Origin of the sequence: Tardiphaga sp. (assembly GCF_044340795.1) — a bacterium.
GTDB lineage: Bacteria > Pseudomonadota > Alphaproteobacteria > Rhizobiales > Xanthobacteraceae > Tardiphaga.
On record NZ_JBIISY010000025.1, the window covers coordinates 26,501 to 42,232 of the forward strand.

The 15,732-nt window shown below is 56.7% G+C and carries 10 protein-coding genes and 2 pseudogenes; 5 read left to right on the forward strand and 7 right to left on the reverse strand.

Going from position 1 to position 15,732, the window contains the following annotated elements; all coding sequences use genetic code 11:
* The gene (locus ACIQ17_RS06470) at window positions 1–1,089 is read right to left on the reverse strand and encodes an inositol-3-phosphate synthase (protein WP_398466602.1); all 1,089 of its coding nucleotides are present in this window, start codon (window positions 1,087–1,089) and stop codon (window positions 1–3) included.
* Between the two features lie 329 nt (window positions 1,090–1,418).
* On the opposite strand from ACIQ17_RS06470, the gene ACIQ17_RS06475 reads away from it, so the two are divergent.
* Together ACIQ17_RS06475 and ACIQ17_RS06480 are read left to right on the forward strand one after the other, a co-directional pair.
* Complete coding sequence (locus ACIQ17_RS06475; protein WP_398466604.1) at window positions 1,419–2,372, forward strand: glycosyltransferase family 9 protein; 954 nt, start codon at window positions 1,419–1,421, stop codon at window positions 2,370–2,372.
* Between the two features lie 181 nt (window positions 2,373–2,553).
* On the forward strand, window positions 2,554–3,144 hold the full coding sequence (locus ACIQ17_RS06480; protein WP_398466606.1) for an NUDIX domain-containing protein: 591 nt from the start codon (window positions 2,554–2,556) through the stop codon (window positions 3,142–3,144).
* A gap of 1,089 nt (window positions 3,145–4,233) precedes the next feature.
* On the opposite strand, the gene ACIQ17_RS06485 is transcribed toward ACIQ17_RS06480, so the two are convergent.
* Window positions 4,234–4,731, reverse strand: a complete 498-nt coding sequence (locus ACIQ17_RS06485) for an endonuclease/exonuclease/phosphatase family protein (protein ID WP_398466608.1) — start codon at window positions 4,729–4,731, stop codon at window positions 4,234–4,236.
* Window positions 4,732–5,050: 319 nt separating this feature from the next.
* On the opposite strand from ACIQ17_RS06485, the pseudogene ACIQ17_RS06490 reads away from it, so the two are divergent.
* Window positions 5,051–5,924, forward strand: a pseudogene (locus ACIQ17_RS06490) (transposase); the annotation flags it as partial.
* Between the two features lie 136 nt (window positions 5,925–6,060).
* Here the strand turns inward: ACIQ17_RS06490 and ACIQ17_RS06495 are convergent.
* From ACIQ17_RS06495 to ACIQ17_RS06505, 3 genes and pseudogenes are all read right to left on the reverse strand, one after another.
* Window positions 6,061–7,131, reverse strand: coding sequence for a hypothetical protein (locus ACIQ17_RS06495; RefSeq protein ID WP_398466610.1), 1,071 nt, complete (start codon window positions 7,129–7,131; stop codon window positions 6,061–6,063).
* Window positions 7,132–7,308: 177 nt separating this feature from the next.
* Window positions 7,309–7,642: pseudogene (locus tag ACIQ17_RS06500) on the reverse strand (putative quinol monooxygenase).
* 303 nt (window positions 7,643–7,945) lie between these two features.
* On the reverse strand, window positions 7,946–9,163 hold the full coding sequence (locus tag ACIQ17_RS06505) for an L-dopachrome tautomerase-related protein (protein WP_398466612.1): 1,218 nt from the start codon (window positions 9,161–9,163) through the stop codon (window positions 7,946–7,948).
* A 124-nt stretch (window positions 9,164–9,287) separates the two neighbouring features.
* Between ACIQ17_RS06505 and ACIQ17_RS06510 the strand changes: the two genes are divergently transcribed.
* Entirely contained in the window at window positions 9,288–10,463 is a 1,176-nt protein-coding gene (locus tag ACIQ17_RS06510; protein WP_398466614.1) for a zinc-dependent alcohol dehydrogenase, read from the forward strand.
* A gap of 13 nt (window positions 10,464–10,476) precedes the next feature.
* Window positions 10,477–11,019 (forward strand): hypothetical protein, encoded by a 543-nt coding sequence (locus ACIQ17_RS06515; RefSeq protein WP_398466616.1) that lies wholly within the window; start codon window positions 10,477–10,479, stop codon window positions 11,017–11,019.
* Between the two features lie 360 nt (window positions 11,020–11,379).
* Here the strand turns inward: ACIQ17_RS06515 and ACIQ17_RS06520 are convergent, their stop codons facing one another.
* Entirely contained in the window at window positions 11,380–13,518 is a 2,139-nt protein-coding gene (locus tag ACIQ17_RS06520) for a hypothetical protein (protein WP_398466618.1), read from the reverse strand.
* Complete coding sequence (locus ACIQ17_RS06525; RefSeq protein ID WP_398466620.1) at window positions 13,511–15,529, reverse strand: AAA family ATPase; 2,019 nt, start codon at window positions 15,527–15,529, stop codon at window positions 13,511–13,513. The genes ACIQ17_RS06520 and ACIQ17_RS06525 overlap by 8 nt, the downstream gene beginning before the upstream one ends.
* Window positions 15,530–15,732 lie beyond the last annotated feature (203 nt).

Below are 15,732 nucleotides of genomic sequence, written 5' to 3' on the forward strand. Positions count from 1 at the left end.
TCAAGCGTCTCCGCGTACGAATCTCAGGGTGCGGTCTCTAGCCTCATTGTCGGTGAACTGCTGCGGCGGCGACTTCATAAAATAGCTCGACGGGCCGATCAGCGCACCGCCTAGGCCGCGATCCATCGCCAGCTTGGCGCAACGAAGGGCGTCGATCACCACGCCCGCGGAATTGGGCGAGTCCCACACCTCCAGCTTGAGCTCGGCACTGAGCGGCACGCCGCCGAATGCCGTGCCTTCGACGCGGATGAAAGCAATCTTGCGATCGGTCAGCCAGGGTACGTGATCGCTGGGGCCGACATGAACATTGTCCGCCTCCAGCGGCACGTCGAACTGGCTGGTGACGGCCTGGGTCTTGGAGATTTTCTTCGAGGTGAGGCGCTCGCGCTCCAGCATGTTCTTAAAATCGGAATTTCCGCCAACATTGAGCTGGTAGGTGCGATCGAGCTGCACGCCGCGCTCACGAAACAGGTTGGCAAGCATGCGATGAACGATGGTGGCGCCAACTTGGCTTTTAATATCGTCGCCGATGATGGGTAATCCTTCTTTCTTGAACCGCCCCTGCCACTCGGGATTGGATGCGATGAATACCGGGATGCAATTGACAAAGGCGCAGCCCGCATGAAGTGCGCGTTCCGCGTACCATTCGGTCGCCTTCTGCGATCCTACCGGGAGATATGATACCAGGACATCGGTGCGAGATTCCACCAGCACCTCGCTGACATCGACCTCGTCCTCATCCGACAGCTCGATGTCATCGCGCAGGTAATGCCCTATGCCGTCGAGGGCCGGACCGCGCATTACCTTCACTCCGGTCGCGGCGACGTCGGCAAATCGATGCGTGTTGTTCGGGGGAGCCCAGATCGCCTCGGCGACATCCTTGCCGACCTTACGGGCATTAACGTCAAATGCTGCCGAGACTTCGATATCGCGAATATGATAGCCGCCGAGATCAACATTCATCAGCCCAGGCACAGGCTCATTGGCGTCTGCATCGCGATAGAAGTGAAGCCCCTGGATCAGAGAATTTGCACAGTTGCCGACGCCGACGATGCCGAAGCGAACTTTCCGATGTGCGGGTGCGTGCATGTCGATCCCTGCAATGCGAGCGCCAGAACTGCTCCACGAACGTAAGATGAAGGTGTTCGTTCCTGATAAGGATCCACGGTCAAACGCGGCATGCTTGAATCCGACCGATAAAAGAGAGATCGCTTAACCTATGATAATCCCAAGCCGTCAAAGCCTCTCGTGTTGCGCGACGCGCGGAGCGCCGATGACGAAGAAGAAGAACTGCTCGGATCTTGTGTCGACGGAAAGCTGAGTATCTGGTATTTTGAATTCACTACAGCTTGCGGGAACTCACCTCCGCGCAATACGCTTTTGCCTTGGTGCTTGTGGTGCTAGGCGAACGAGGCAGCATGACGGAGCGCAGAACCGAGTCGAAATGGGCCACTGCGATGCGGCGGAGTGAATTTGAGCGAGCATGGCAGATCAGCGATGAGATCCTGCGCGTTCCTCCGGTACCTCTTCAGCCGAAGCATCATGGCCCGCGACATCAGCAGCGCATCTGGCGTGGCGAGCCTCTAGCCGGTCGCCGCGTGCTGGTGCGCTGCTATCACGGTCTTGGGGACACCATCCAGTTTCTCCGGTTTCTTCCCCACTTGCGTCGGTTAGCGGGTCAGGTGATCCTCTGGGTTCAACCCGAGTTGCTGTCGCTGATCGGCCGGGTCGATGTCGTCGACATCGCGCTGCCGCTGCATGACGGCATGCCTAACATCGACTACGACGTGGACATCGAAATTATGGAGCTGGCCCACGCGCTGCGCGCAGATGCGGCGATGATCGAGGGATGCGTTCCTTATCTGAAGGCCGGTCGCCGCGACGTCATCGTCTCGCCACCGACGCGGCGTCGTGTCGGCCTGGTTTGGGAGGTCGGCAATTGGGACAAGCACCGCAGCGTGCCATATCATCTTCTCGGCAAACTCCTGCAGGACACCGGCGTCGAGCTCTACTCCCTGCAGCAAGGGACAGGTCGCGGCGACGCCGGCCGCATCCCTGCAATTGACATTGCCGTCCCTGACATCACTACGCTGGCAGATCTCATCATGCAGCTGGATCTCGTAATCACCGTCGACACGATGGTCGCCCATCTTGCCGGTGCGCTCGGCGCGCCGGTGTGGACGATGCTGCATGCAGATTGCGATTGGCGTTGGCCGCTAAACGACTCTCGCACGATCTGGTATCCCACCATGCGGCTATTTCATCAACCCCGTGCCGGCGACTGGACGCTCGTCGTCTCCCATGTCGCCAAGGCGCTGAAAGATGAGGCATGGAATAGGACACGCGGGCGGCGGCAACGTGCTACGCTGTAACACCGACGTGCGGCGCCGCTATAGCGTCGCGTCGATCCATCGGAAATGCCGATGAGCTGACATAGATCGGTTGATCCGCGCCGTTTGTGGATGCCGGCGCAACACAGGCCACCGCCGCGCCGAGCAACCATACGGCGCCTTCGTCGCCGCGGGTCGGCGCCTGCAACCTCTCGGAGAGCTTATGGGAACGATAATTGAAACGACCACGCTGTTCAAAGGTTGGCTCACTCTGCTGAGAGCGAAAATCGCTGCATCTGCGGGGCACGAATTCCACCGTCTTATTGAGGATCACGGCGGCGCTGTCGCCGTGTTGCCATACGACGCCTTGCGGCAGACTGTCATTGTCATTAGTCAATTCCGTGCGCCGGTTGCATTCGGCAGCCCAGACGAACCGGATGTGTTGGAACCGATTGCCGGAGGGATCGACAATGACGATCCGGACATCGCTGTTCGGCGCGAGGCACTGGAGGAAGCCGGAGTCGGGTTGCAGCACCTCGAACCGATTGGTGTCTATTGGTGCATGCCGGCGCTATCGACGGAACGGATTCATCTCTATCTCGCTCCTTACAGCGCAATGAATCGTGTGGCTGATGGCGGCGGGCTCGCCGATGAAGACGAGAATATTCGTGTCCACGAGATTAGCTTTGCTAAATTGTTCGAGCTGACCTCTGCGTCGGGATGTGATCTCAAGTTATTGGCTCTTTCTCAAGCCTTGAAGAGGAGACTCGAAATTCTTGAGACGAAGTCTGGTGCGGATCGAAGCCCATCGTGAGAGATATGTGGTGACGTGGTCGATGGTGGGCGATCTGTTTTTCAACCGTAAGTGCACGAGAATAACTAGCAGTTTGCTCCTTGGCCGCATCTCGTGCGAATGGGTGAGGATTACACGTGATGCCGACGCCGGCGATGGGCGGTTCGAGCAATAAGCCTCAATTGTCGAGGCTCGACGTACCAGCAACATCGACCGCAATCTCCTGCCCCGCTTTGCTGAAATCCCGAAGATAGGGTTTGCCTCGGCGGTCACTGACGGATGAAGGAATGCAGCTTCGGATCGTCCGCGATCACGGGTATCCTCATATTCAGGCGATGCGACAGCCACGAAACGTGTCGATCCGCCGAATGGGACTGCGATCATGTTTTGCGGTACGGATTCCATCAGCCGCGCGTCGGCATCGAAGCCCTGCGACGATGTCGACAAGCTGTCCCTCCGTGACGAAGCACGTTACCGAATACTCCTCCGCACTTATCCGCCCCGCTCGAACGCGATTTCATCGAGCGGCGCGTCAGCGGAGAGCAACGCTCACTTGGCGCACTCGTGGCAGGGTCTCCCACCGCAGCGCTGACGCCGCCAAGTCGGGCCGCGCGCAACTCCGAGTTCGGAAATCGGCAATAATGAACGTTCGAGATATCGTCGTTCGCGGGAGCGAGAAGCTTATCGGACACTATCGGCTTTTGCTGTAAAACGCCCGGGACGATCACAAGCGCAAACTCCTTCAGCGCCGGATCGAACGCGAGCAAAAATTAGTTTCCGAAACGATGACCGCGGTTCGCTCATTGACTTCCAACATTAATGCGTCGGCACGGCTTATTTCAGCACGATCCACGCCGGCGCATGTCGCTTGCATCCGCTCTGCCGCTGACAGTTCGATCATCTCGGGCTTTACGCAACCGCGCCGACAATTGCGCATCTAGAAGGAGACTTTCGATGCGCAGCCCCGCACCGCGTTCGAAACGGCACGCCAACGCGTTCAGAACGTATAGGGCGGGATGTATTTTCCGCAGTGCATCCTGCCACCCTTCGTCAACAGGTCCGCGCAAACCTTCCGGCCTTCGGGTTGAACCAGGGCGTCCTTGTAGAGGGTTACAGTGTCGGCATAACATTGAAGTCGCCAGCTAGAACGATCGGCGCGCTAGTCTTGCGGAGCGTGGTCGCGTGACGACTTAGACGTTTCAGCAAGGCTGAGTTTGTAGTCGAATTTCGGACCCGGGCGCGGATTTCCGTTCGGCGAATACAGACATGCGACCACAATTCCGTCGACCACGGCCTCGATGTAACGGCTCTGGTCGCACTTGGGATCGCCGGGCAACCTTCGTCGCGTGGCGAAGATTTCGGCGCCACGCGGCAGGATGGGCACGCCGTTCCACGTTCGTTGCCCGGCCCAGGCGGCCGAATACCCGGACTCGGCAAGGCGGCTTCGGCAAAGTCTCCCTGATCGGCTTTGAGTTCCTGCAGACGTGCGATGTCCGACTTCGACGATTTCGACCAAGCGAGCAGATCTAGGAGACGCTTGATGACGTTATTGATGTTGAACGTCGCGATCTCATGCAAGACGTCTCCGGCATCGTCCAATATCGGCAAACAACTCCGCGTATGGCGTATTCTTGATCATGTGGCGGCTGAGGTCGGGGCGTAGCCTGGCCGGGTGGATCACATCATTCATGCCGGGGACATCGGTCATCAGGACATCGTCTCGGCCCTCGTCCGGAAAAACGCTGCCTCAGGTGCCGGTATCCAATGACGCTGGACCAGTATGGCCCCCACCCGGATGCGGTCGCCCTTCGGGTCTAGGTGTGCAAGGCCTGCAATTCTATCCACGTCGAGCCCGAAACAGTCCGGCGCATCACGACGCCGAACTTCGAGCATTCAACATGAAATCCCAACGTCAACAAGCAGCAGCTCCGCTGCGAGGGCCGAGCAACATGACTGGGACGCGCTTGCCCGGACGCGGCGGTCTGTTCGTGAGTACCTCGACACGCTGGACGAAGCAGCCTGGGGCGGGGCGAGCGAAGCGGTGTCCAATTTCGCTTCGCGATCCGATCCGGCTGCGCTATGGACCGGAGCTTTCACAAAAGTCATCCCCTCCTTGCCTACGTCGACAAGTACCCGATCAATCTGAAGGCTGCGGTCATCAACGAAGTCGAGGCGACACGCGCCATTCGACGGGCTGTGGTCGTTGCGGCACGCACCTTTATCGAACGTGCCGAGAAATGCGTCGGCATCCATCCCCAGCGTCTGGCTGCCGACAACGCGTATGGCTCAGGCGACATGCTGTGGGGGAAAGTCAACGAGCGCGCGATCGAGCCGCATATTCCTGTGTTCGACAAGTCCGCTCGCGAGTATGGGACATTCGCCCGCGACGACTTTGCCTACGTCTATCGCTGCCCTGCAGGCAAAGTTCTGACTTCAACGGGACGCCAGTGAAAGACGGAGCGACGCTTGTCTATCGCGCCAGCAAACGTGACTGCGACATCTGCGAGCTCAAACCACGGTGTTGTCAGAAGGTGCCAGCCCTTAAGATGCCACGCTCGATCTACGAGAGCACTCGCGATGTGACGCGCGGGATCGCCAGGACGGAAGCTTGCGTAACCTCGCAACGTGAACGCAAGAAGATCGATATGTTGTTCGCGCGTCTGAAGCGTATCCTGCGCCTCGACCGGCTTCGTCTGAGAGGCCCTTTGCGGTGCCCCGACGAATTCCTGCTTGCCGCCACCGCTCAGAAACTTCGAAAGCTGGCAAAACTGATCCCGCTACCTGCTCCGATGCCCCTCTGAACTTGACAGACACTCGCACGCCGCCCGCACTGCGCACGGGCCGGTGGCCAAACTCTCTGAATGCGCCTCTTCGGCGGCTTGAATGGCGGTCTCGTCGCGGTCGGTCGGGTCGATCCGCAAATTGTGCGGAAGCCCTTCAATTCTGGCCAGTACGGTCGACCTCGTCCATCGCGTAACCAAGTGTCGGAGCGACGCGGCGGGCGAGCGGCTCCCATTCGCGACGTGCGACGACATAGCGTTCGATGCCTTCCGGCCGCACTGCGATGCCGGCGCGCGCCAGCGTTTCGGCCGCTGAGGCGTAGCTCCGCTGGGCCCGCTCGATATCCGAAACGGCGTCGGCTGCATCATTGGCGGTAGGGAAATTGCGGTCAAGCGTCCCGAGGAGCAAGACGGCACCGCGGCGCAACGAGGTAACAGGCGCGGAGTCCACAAACGTTCGATATTTCTGCCGATCGAGCGCGGTCTCGATCAACGTTGCCAGGTCTAGAAGCACGGAGCTTAACCGCGACACGGCGTAGAACGGTTCCTCGAAGCGAAAATAGAACAGCAGCGGATAGAAATGGTGCGCCTCCTTTGTCGCCGCGAGCGATCCGACAAGATTGCCGAGCTGGCTGGTGGCATTGCTGCTATCTCCGCCCGGCATGAGCAGCGCGAGCATCTTCGCCGCGTCGCCGCTGCCGTCCGTCATCAGGTCGACCTTTAAGGCGAGCGCATTACGCTCGCGGAGCGCTGAATAGACCTGGACGAGGTAGCTCAGCACGAGCGACAGCACCGATGCGCCGATCAGTGAGTTCACCAGAAACAGGATGCGGGTGCCAGTCGAGTGGGGAGAGTAGCCTCCACCACCGACAATCGATAAGCTGTTGCCCGCAACGAGAAGGGCGGTGACGAAATCGGTAGTGCTCTCTCCACTCGAGGGGCGCACGGCAATTCCGAGCTCCGGCTGGATCACGAGTGCTGCCCCGGTCGTCAATCCCAGCGCCCAGAAACCGATCAGCAGGACGACGATTAGCGGGCCGGCAAGCGACAAAGCTGCGCCGTACCGCTTCCGGAATAGCTTGGCCGCGGCACGCAGTAACATCCACATCGCCCGATTCCAGTAGGGGGCGAGAAGCCCCGTCCCGGCCCGTGCGTAGAGTACGGTCAGAAAGATGTCGACTAGGAAGAGCAGCATCAAGGCTGCGCCGAGAATCTGTTCAAGCATCATTGGCGGCCTCTCGTCTTTCGATGGCCAGCGCAGTACGCAAAGCCGGCTTGCGCCTGTGGTCCAGCCTCATCCGAGCAATTCGCTTTTCCTCTTTAACAAAACGCACGTCTATCGCTTCGCGCGACAAACCACTTTTTGCGAGAAACGACAGATCGTTTTCTTCGACAGCGACCTCTGCTACGGCAGCGTCGCCGCCAACACGTCGACCTGCTCTATCGTCGGCGGCTCGGCGAGTAGCTCGTCGCCCCGCGCCTTCAACGCCGCCGCGACCTTGCCGGCAAGGTACACTTGCCGGCCCCCCTTCGTCCGGGAAAGCGTCGTAGATGCCGAAGATCGAGTGGCCTATTTGGATACAAAACCATGCGGTCGTTGCCGGTTCATCCCGGACCAGTGGCAAGCCGCTGCGAAGGAAGTTCGCGACATTCGCCTATTTTCCAGGCTTTGCTTCTAGTCGGATGAGCAATGTCACTCTCACGATATTCCCGCCGCCCGGCGATAGGTTGTTAGCCATCTCTTCATCTCTTCATCTCCTCTTCTAATCCAGTCCGCCGTGGTTTTGCTGGCATTTCCGAGCGAGCGACGGGCACGACTGCCTTGAACCTGGCCGCGGAGGCCGATCAGAGACCTCACTAGGGCCGATGGCATCACGCCTAAAGCATGGGAAGGCGGTGTGGCCGGCAGCCGAGCGGGAGCGCCGCGTTAATCCTGGCAAGCTCGGCTTCCGTCATGCGAAAACTACCAACGCGGTCGTTGATTCAAGCTAGTTCATATAGCCGCGTCATCACGAATGAGAACGCATTTATCGAGGAACGGGCTATGGGTTCGAAGCACCTATCCCGTCTGGCATGAACTTGAATAAGGTGAATTTCTTGTCAGTCCAAGCTGCATGAAACCATGGCGAGTCTTGGATATGTGACGCTGTAATATAGATGGCGCCGTCAGGTCCCTCGGAAAACGTGTCAGGCCAGCGCAAGCGGCTGTCATTGAGCAACAAGCGCACGGACCCATTCGACGTATTGACCACTTTCACTGCGTTGTCCGCGATAGGACTGAGATAAATCTCACCGCTCTTGCCGGTCCAAAGCCCGTCTGCCGGCTCGGTGGTGGCGACCGTCTCCGGGCGAACGTGTTTTGCCACCTCTGTGTCCTCGATGTCAGCAGTCATTATGCGATAGAGTGTTTTGCCTGTGAGAGCTTGCCAGAACAGCGTCTTCCCATCTTCAGACAGTGCTAGACTATCTGCATTGAAGATAGGCTGACGACCATCGAGCCTTCGCAACGTCTGGCCATCGGTCCTAACTGTCGCGTCAGGATCGAATTGTGTTGAAGGATCCTCGCTTAGCACCCGCCAATTTTGACCAGACTGGGTATCCAAGACCACCAAGCCGCCCGGCGAGCCAGAGTTGGTTAGGTAAGCAAAATGTCCATTAGGGGCGATGCGGATGTCGTTCAGATAACTAGCAGGACCAGCGGTCTGGATCCCTATGGGAAAGATGCGCTTCACTTTGTTGGTTTGAAGATCAATCTGCACGATCTTTGGACCGTCCTTGACTGTCTTCTCGGCATTCGGGGCTGCTGGATCCACCACCCACAACGATCCTCGGTGGTCTGCAAAGACGCTCTGCACGCAAACAAAGTGCTCAGAAGCACTAAGCTCCGAGATGCGTTCATTGCGCCACGAATTCCAGAGTTCGTCTGGATAGGGTCGGGTCGATCCATCAAGCAGAAGCTCCGCCACAGAAACCGGTGTATCCTCGCTCCAACGGGGGAAGTTCACGAAGATGCGACCGTCAGGAGCCACAGTGACTCCCGTCACTTGATGATCGAAAGTCGCAACAACCTGTAAACGCTTATCCTGCTGGCCAGTTAGAGGAGCCACCAGTCTCTCCACCTTGGCTTTGGCATCTTCGGAGAGGGATTGCGCAAAGGCTGGATTGATAAGTGTCAGCAAGGCTGTCGCAAAGGCGCTAGGAGCAAGTGCACGCATGTTGATGCCCTCTGTGATTTGAGCGCTTAAGGCATAGTCGTTCACTTCGTTCCCCCGGCACTGGCGAGTCGGCACTAAACGACGGCGACAGATATGTGCCCGGGGGCAGGAACGATGCAGTAGACGCCGACTTGCGGGCTCACGGGGCGCAGCTGCAAAGGCATGTGACATGAAAGCTCTGGTATGGCACGGCAAAGAAGACATTCGTTGTGACACGGTCACCGATCCGGAAATCGAGCATCCGAGGGATGCGATCATCAAGGTGACGAGCTGCGCGATCTGCGGCTCCGACTTGCACCTGTTCCACAACTTCATCCCAGCAATGTTGCCCGGAGACATCATGGGGCACGAGATGATGGGTGAAGTGGTCGAGGTCGGTGCGGAGAGCGGTGGAAGTTTAAACAAGGGCGACCGGATCGTGGTCCCTTTTACAATCATCTGCGGCGAATGCGATCAATGCAAACGTAGCAACTTCTCGGTCTGCGAGCGGACGAACCGTAACAAGAAGCTCGCCGATAAAGTCTTTGGTCATACGACAGCAGGCCTGTTCGGATACACACATCTAACAGGTGGTTATCCCGGCGGGCAGGCTGAGTACCTCCGCGTTCCTTTTGCTGATAAAACCCACATTAAAGTGCCCGACGGCCTGAGTGACGAGCAAGCCCTGTTTCTCGGAGACATTTTCCCGACTGGTTGGCAGGCAGCGATACAGTGTGACATCCAGCCGACCGATACGGTAGCGATTTGGGGGTGCGGACCTGTGGGGCAAATGGCTATACGCAGCGCGTTTTTGCTCGGCGCAAACCAGATCATCGCAATCGATCGGCTGCCGGAACGCCTCAGTATGGCAGAGGCTGGTGGTGCGATTCCGATCAACTTTGAGAAAGAGAGCGTTCTGGATCGGTTGAACGATTTAACCGACGGTAAGGGGCCCGAGAAATGCATCGACTGTATCGGGACCGAGTCACACGTATCCTTCGGTCAACCAGACACGATCTTGGACCGTGCGAAGCAGCTCCTGATGATGGAGAATGATCGGCCTCACGTCTTAAGAGAGATGATCTATGTATGCCGGCCGGGTGGAGTTCTCTCGATCCCAGGCGTTTACGGCGGTCTGGCAGACAAGGTCCCGATGGGGCAGTTAATGAACAAGGGGTTGAGTGTCCGCACCGGCCAGACCCACGTCAACCGCTGGACCGAAGAACTCCTGCACCACATACAGGAAGGGCATATCGACCCATCTTTCGTCATTACGCACACCGCAAATCTTGAGCAGGGTCCTGAGATGTACAAGCTGTTCCGCAACAAACAGGATAGCTGCGTCAAGGTCGTTCTCAAAACGTAAACAGGAGGCAACGATGATGTTTGGAAGAATGTTCGACATCGCGCGCGCGAAAGGCGACCCAAGAATCGTCCGCACCGGCCCAAGCTCATTAACAGCGTCCGACCGGATGGCGCGTAACCTCGGCTGGTTTAGCCTTGGCTTGGGCGCAATCGAACTGTTCGCCCCTAAACGCGTCACGCAAGCGCTTGGTATGGAGGGGGACGAGGGACTGATCCGGGCCTACGGACTTAGGGAGGTAGCTGCCGGTGTCCTATCCCTGTCCACCGATAAGGAGGTCGGCTTGTGGAGCCGAGTGGCAGGTGACGGCCTCGACATGGCAACACTGGTCGGCGCGATGCACTACCACAACCCCAAAAAGGGGAATGTGGCGCTTGCTATGCTGGTCGTCGGCGGAATAACTCTTCTCGACTTGGCGACAGCCCAGCAGGTCTCTGCGCGCCACACCTCCAACAAACGGAGGCCACGACTTTACGACAACAGAACAGGATACCCAAAAGGCTTGGGGGCATCAAGAGGCATCGCACGTCGAAAAAACGCCGCGGCCGGTCTTGGTTGAGAGCTTCAAAGCCTTTGGCGGTCAGATTGCCACGTCTGGTACGTGCAGATTGGTTTCATCTGGCCGTGCTCGTCGGAGGTGATTAACTCGCTCTGCACTGCGACGGCACCATGTCGTAACCGACAAACTAGACGCTTCGAGGGCAGCATTGGCCTGCCGCGTCTTGACCTACTGTGCCCAGCGTGAACTACAGAGGAGCGCGGCACGCGTTACTGCTTCGGACACGATGCGAACGACATGCGTCGGGCACACCGGTTTTCCAGTAGACAACAAGACGGGGTCCATGTCCATAAGACATACGCCGGCGGAAGCCCGCTCTCTAAAAGCGATCTCGAAGGTGCTTAGAAAAAGCGCACCGCGTCACCCATCGTGCTGGAACGCGGACAGGCGCGCCCAAAGTCTCTCCCAAGTGACGCCTTTATCTTTAGCGCGTGCCTCGATGAGCGCGTCCAGCGATTCAAGATGGTGCTTAGGAAGATGAACGAACGCAGCGTGATGCGGCGCTCCCCCCCCTCGCATCGAGCGAACCTCTGCGAGCACCGCTCGCAACCGCTCCGTTTCCTGACCCTGAGGGGCGAATGGTTTAGCCGCCCCATCGGCCATGGTTGTCTTCAATGCTTCGATTGCGTCAATAGCCCAGCCTAGACCCAAAGCTTCCCGGACTGCAGCCACATCCCTTGATTGCAAGCCCTTTAGACGAAGCGCGATTTTCTCTATGCTCAAAGGCGCATTACCTGCGGCAGCCAACACAATGTCGAGAACCCGTTCATCTATTGCCGAGCAGCTTGCTCCCAAGTTGTGGAAAAAGAACGCAATAGCGTCAGCTTGATTAAAAGGGCGAAGTACAAACGTGTCGCTTCTCGATCGTATCGCTGGATTGATTGTATCGGTACGTTCCGCGCAGATGATCCAAGTCAATTGCTCGTTGCGCTCCTCAAAGCTTTTCAAAAAAAGGTCGCTCAGCCCTACGTTGGAGCCAAAATTCGCAATGGAAATAGTTCTATGTTGAGCAACAAAGCTGTCGCGCATGCTCAACCATGCTTTTATCTTTTCGAGGTCATTCGCGCCATCTATTGATAGAAAATCTAGTGATGAGGTTCGCATGCCGGCGCAATGATCACATCGCTCTCCCAAGCAAGGGGCCCCTGCATTTCTGTCCGGCGATGAACATACGAGCGACATAGCATAGTATCTTGCAGCAGTGCGCTTCCCTATGCCCGCCGGTCCCAATAATATCAGAGGCTTCGAATGAGCATCTCGCGCAAATCGCTGTGAAACAAGGCTTCGCAGTTGAGGGAGACCAAATAATGCTTGCGGCCAGGAAGAGGCGAAGTCAGAACCCCGGTCGTTTGCCCGCGTCGGCGGAGATGCAGAAATATCTTCGCACAGGTGACTAGGCCAATTCGCATACTGGGAAGATCCGTCGCCGAGGGCATCGCTGATTGTATTGACGAGTAAGACCAGTGCGGCATTGTTGGGGTGTGCGGCAAAGGCATCCGCAGCTTTGGGCCAGAGTTCTGCCAGATTGCTCTTTCTGGCGCCGGCAGCGCGGCACGCGTCATAGCGGATCAATAGCTGTCGCGCCTTGAGGAGATGCGAGCGTGGCAACCGCGTAAACGAAAGAGATGAACTACTTTTGTCAAGAAATGAGCGAGCGGAAGAAAGCACAACGACGCCGAACGCTAACGCATCTGAGATATCGAAATTTGGGGCTGAATGACGGTTTACAGCGGCCGTAATTTCCGTCGTCGCTAGTCCACAAAGCCGGTTAAAAACTGGCACACCGTCCTCGTCCGCGGCGTGTAAGACGCTCAGGTATTGGATAGAGCGCTCAACTTTGCCGATCGTCGCTGCGCCAAACAGGGAAGATCGTAGTTGACGTGCAAGGTAACGCCGATTGCCCAGGCTCGATGCTGAGTGGATAGTCGTTTGCGATGCACCGTTCGGGGCGTCGGCATATAGGAGTACGGATTCATTGAAGGCTTGAACAAACTCGTCGAGCCCCAGTGCGCCCTCCTCTGAAAATCGTGCAAAATAGTTCTTTACGTCCGGTCGAGCAGAAAATGTGCCATTTGTGGCAAGTGGAGACTTGAAGTCGAGATATCTGAGAACGGCATCGACTGTCGAGGATGAGACGATCGGCTCGTCGATTACGAGACAATCGGGTGATACGACCTGCCAATCAGGATGTTTGAAGAGGCCGCTTTTCCACGAAGCGAAGATGACAGTGGGCTCACCAAGCGACTTTAACAAGCTAGCGAATGTCTTGCTTCTATACTTGCGAGGATCCTCCCAATTGTAAAACGGAACCGCGTGGTCGAAGAGAGGGCGAATGCTATTGGATTGGCCGCTCGTCTTTTCGCTAAGAAACCTTCCGCGACGTGCGAGGAGTTCTTTGACAAATGATAGGGTGTCTGGAGTGAGGATGCCAGTGCGATATCGATAGACAAGAGATCGGTTGAGCTCCGCCCCCTGCAATAAAAAGTCGACATCAAACATAGTGAGGTATCAGGCCGGAAATTGATCGTAGCCGCTCACTCGGCGACACTTTCCATTTGTGCCTAAGTTGCGTGAGTTCCTGAGAATAACGCTCCGAGTCGAGAGCGAAGTCTTGTCTCAGCGCCTCAAGCTCTTTTAGTCGCTTCTTATGAGTTTCTTGCCGAATTTTATGCTCGTTGAGCTCCCAGCCCTCGCGGAGCTTCTGCCAGATCTCGTTACTGATCAGCGACAGAAACGTCATATCAACATCCTGGTCCCGTTCGAGCGATCCAAATTGTAGCGCGGCATAAAACTTCAAGATGAAATGGGGCGCAAAAATTGGGCCACCTATCTCACGAACAGGAGAGCGAAGCGCCTTGAGCAGGGTCCGAGGTGGCTGACTATCATGATGTAAAGATGAGCAAGCATCCGCCACCGAATCCCAGTGGAAGTTGCATCGCTCTTCTGGTGTCGAAAATTCGGATCGAATCTCAAGCGAGGCGGTATTGTGTTTTGTCTCGAGCAGCCAGTAGCGAAGCCGTTCGCCGAACTGACTAGATTTGGCTGGACCGCGAAGATGCGCGACAATCCGTCCAAACACGCCTTCGCTATCGCGCTCAAGCACACTGAATGCAGCTTGAGCGGAATGACCGGCGTCATCGAACCGCAGAAGTTCTTGCACAAAGGCGCTGACAGAGGCAGAGGCCGTCCCCGTCTCTGCTCGTTGTTCATTAGGAGGAATATAGAGTAATGAAACATTAAACCATTCTGCATGCTGCTGCGCGAATGCAGATGCGCGGTTAATGATGTCGCGAGCGTGAGCAGCCTCTAGATACCCCGCATCAGAAGAAAATGTGTCTGATAGAGGAAACAGTCGAGGTATATCGTCGCTCTCGGAAGGGAGTTGGTCGAACTCGGGCAGGTTGATACGAGTCTCAGAGCGCACGTTCTCGACCAGATGTTCGAAGCGTGCAAACCTCAGGCGGATTTCCGTATCGGAATGTATGGCGTTCGTCGCGTCCCAGATAGATAGCAGCTCGCGCCACGGCTCGATCATTTTGTCTAGGGTGTCTATGCGCCAACGACACCGAAACGCGTCGAGTATTTCGTCCTTTCGGCGGTCATCGATCGCATCGACGATGGGATCCACATAAGAATCTATACGCAGAATTCTAAGGTATAAAGAAAGGGCAAGCGCCTGGACCCACGCCTCCTTTGATTGCCACGTTGCGACCCAGCTTTCTAATATTCGAGGCGGTAACCTGTCAGATAGCCGACATAGACATCTAAAGTAATCGATCAAGAACTGATCCGAATCAACGTCGAAGCGCTGCCGCACCAGTTCCTCGGTGAGCGTACCCGCGCCTTGATCGCGAAAGACGTCTAGCCGATTGAGCAGATCTCTGGGGTGCCCCTTCGCAACGGCAGCTATCAGGCGCAATGCTTCAGGTTCGGCGGAAATTCCAATTTCTTTTGCAGCGTTATGCAAAAAGCGGATCGCTTCGTTGAATGGTAACGGAAGCACTTCAATAGATTGCAATCGGGATTGAAGGGGCGCGGATATACTCCAAGGTTGCGTGGTCGCGAGAATAAAGGTGGTAGCTCTAGTCTCGATAAGCTTGAGAAGTGAATCCGAGTGATCGGTCCTTAGAGTGTGTGCCTCATCAAGAAAAACAATGCGATTAACGTTATCATGGAGATCTCGAAACTTCGAGCGAATATACTCGGCGATATCTAGCTTCGCGGGCAGATTCGGTACGTCGATCTCAAGGAAGTTTGTTTCCAGGGAGTTGCACTGCCCGCAATCTAAGCACGGAGACCCGTTCGACTGGAGGCGCTCGCAATTGAGTGCGCGCGCGTATATTCCTGCCAGTGTTGTTTTTCCCGCTCCATAGGCTCCGTGCAACAGGACGCTATATGGTATCTTGCGAATCGCGAGGCCAGATAGAATTTTGACCGCTTTCTCCTGTCCCCATAGATCTTCGAAGCGCTTCGGATGTAACACATCTGTAATGAATTCAGATCCAGACATGCGCCTGCTCGGTGCTGTAGTAGTGTAGGAGATGAAGGACTTTTGGGCCCTTAAACATTTGTGGGCCTGTTTGTTTTGGCGGGCTTCAACGCATATCGATAACCGTCAGGCCACCTTCGTTTGCTCGAAAATGGCATCTTGGGGTGTACACTGTACTCGTCCATCAGCTTTGAGAAGCGGAACTGAGATACGGTGTCGCCGGT

What these genes read in the sequence shown, in the direction of transcription:
- ACIQ17_RS06470 (WP_398466602.1), bottom strand. Translation starts at nt 1,089, where the DNA reads ATGCACGCACCCGCACATCGGAAAGTTCGCTTCGGCATCGTCGGCGTC.
- ACIQ17_RS06475 (WP_398466604.1), top strand. Translation starts at nt 1,419, where the DNA reads ATGACGGAGCGCAGAACCGAGTCGAAATGGGCCACTGCGATGCGGCGG.
- ACIQ17_RS06480 (WP_398466606.1), top strand. Translation starts at nt 2,554, where the DNA reads ATGGGAACGATAATTGAAACGACCACGCTGTTCAAAGGTTGGCTCACT.
- ACIQ17_RS06495 (WP_398466610.1), bottom strand. Translation starts at nt 7,131, where the DNA reads ATGATGCTTGAACAGATTCTCGGCGCAGCCTTGATGCTGCTCTTCCTA.
- ACIQ17_RS06510 (WP_398466614.1), top strand. Translation starts at nt 9,288, where the DNA reads ATGAAAGCTCTGGTATGGCACGGCAAAGAAGACATTCGTTGTGACACG.
- ACIQ17_RS06515 (WP_398466616.1), top strand. Translation starts at nt 10,477, where the DNA reads ATGATGTTTGGAAGAATGTTCGACATCGCGCGCGCGAAAGGCGACCCA.
- ACIQ17_RS06520 (WP_398466618.1), bottom strand. Translation starts at nt 13,518, where the DNA reads ATGTTTGATGTCGACTTTTTATTGCAGGGGGCGGAGCTCAACCGATCT.
- ACIQ17_RS06525 (WP_398466620.1), bottom strand. Translation starts at nt 15,529, where the DNA reads ATGTCTGGATCTGAATTCATTACAGATGTGTTACATCCGAAGCGCTTC.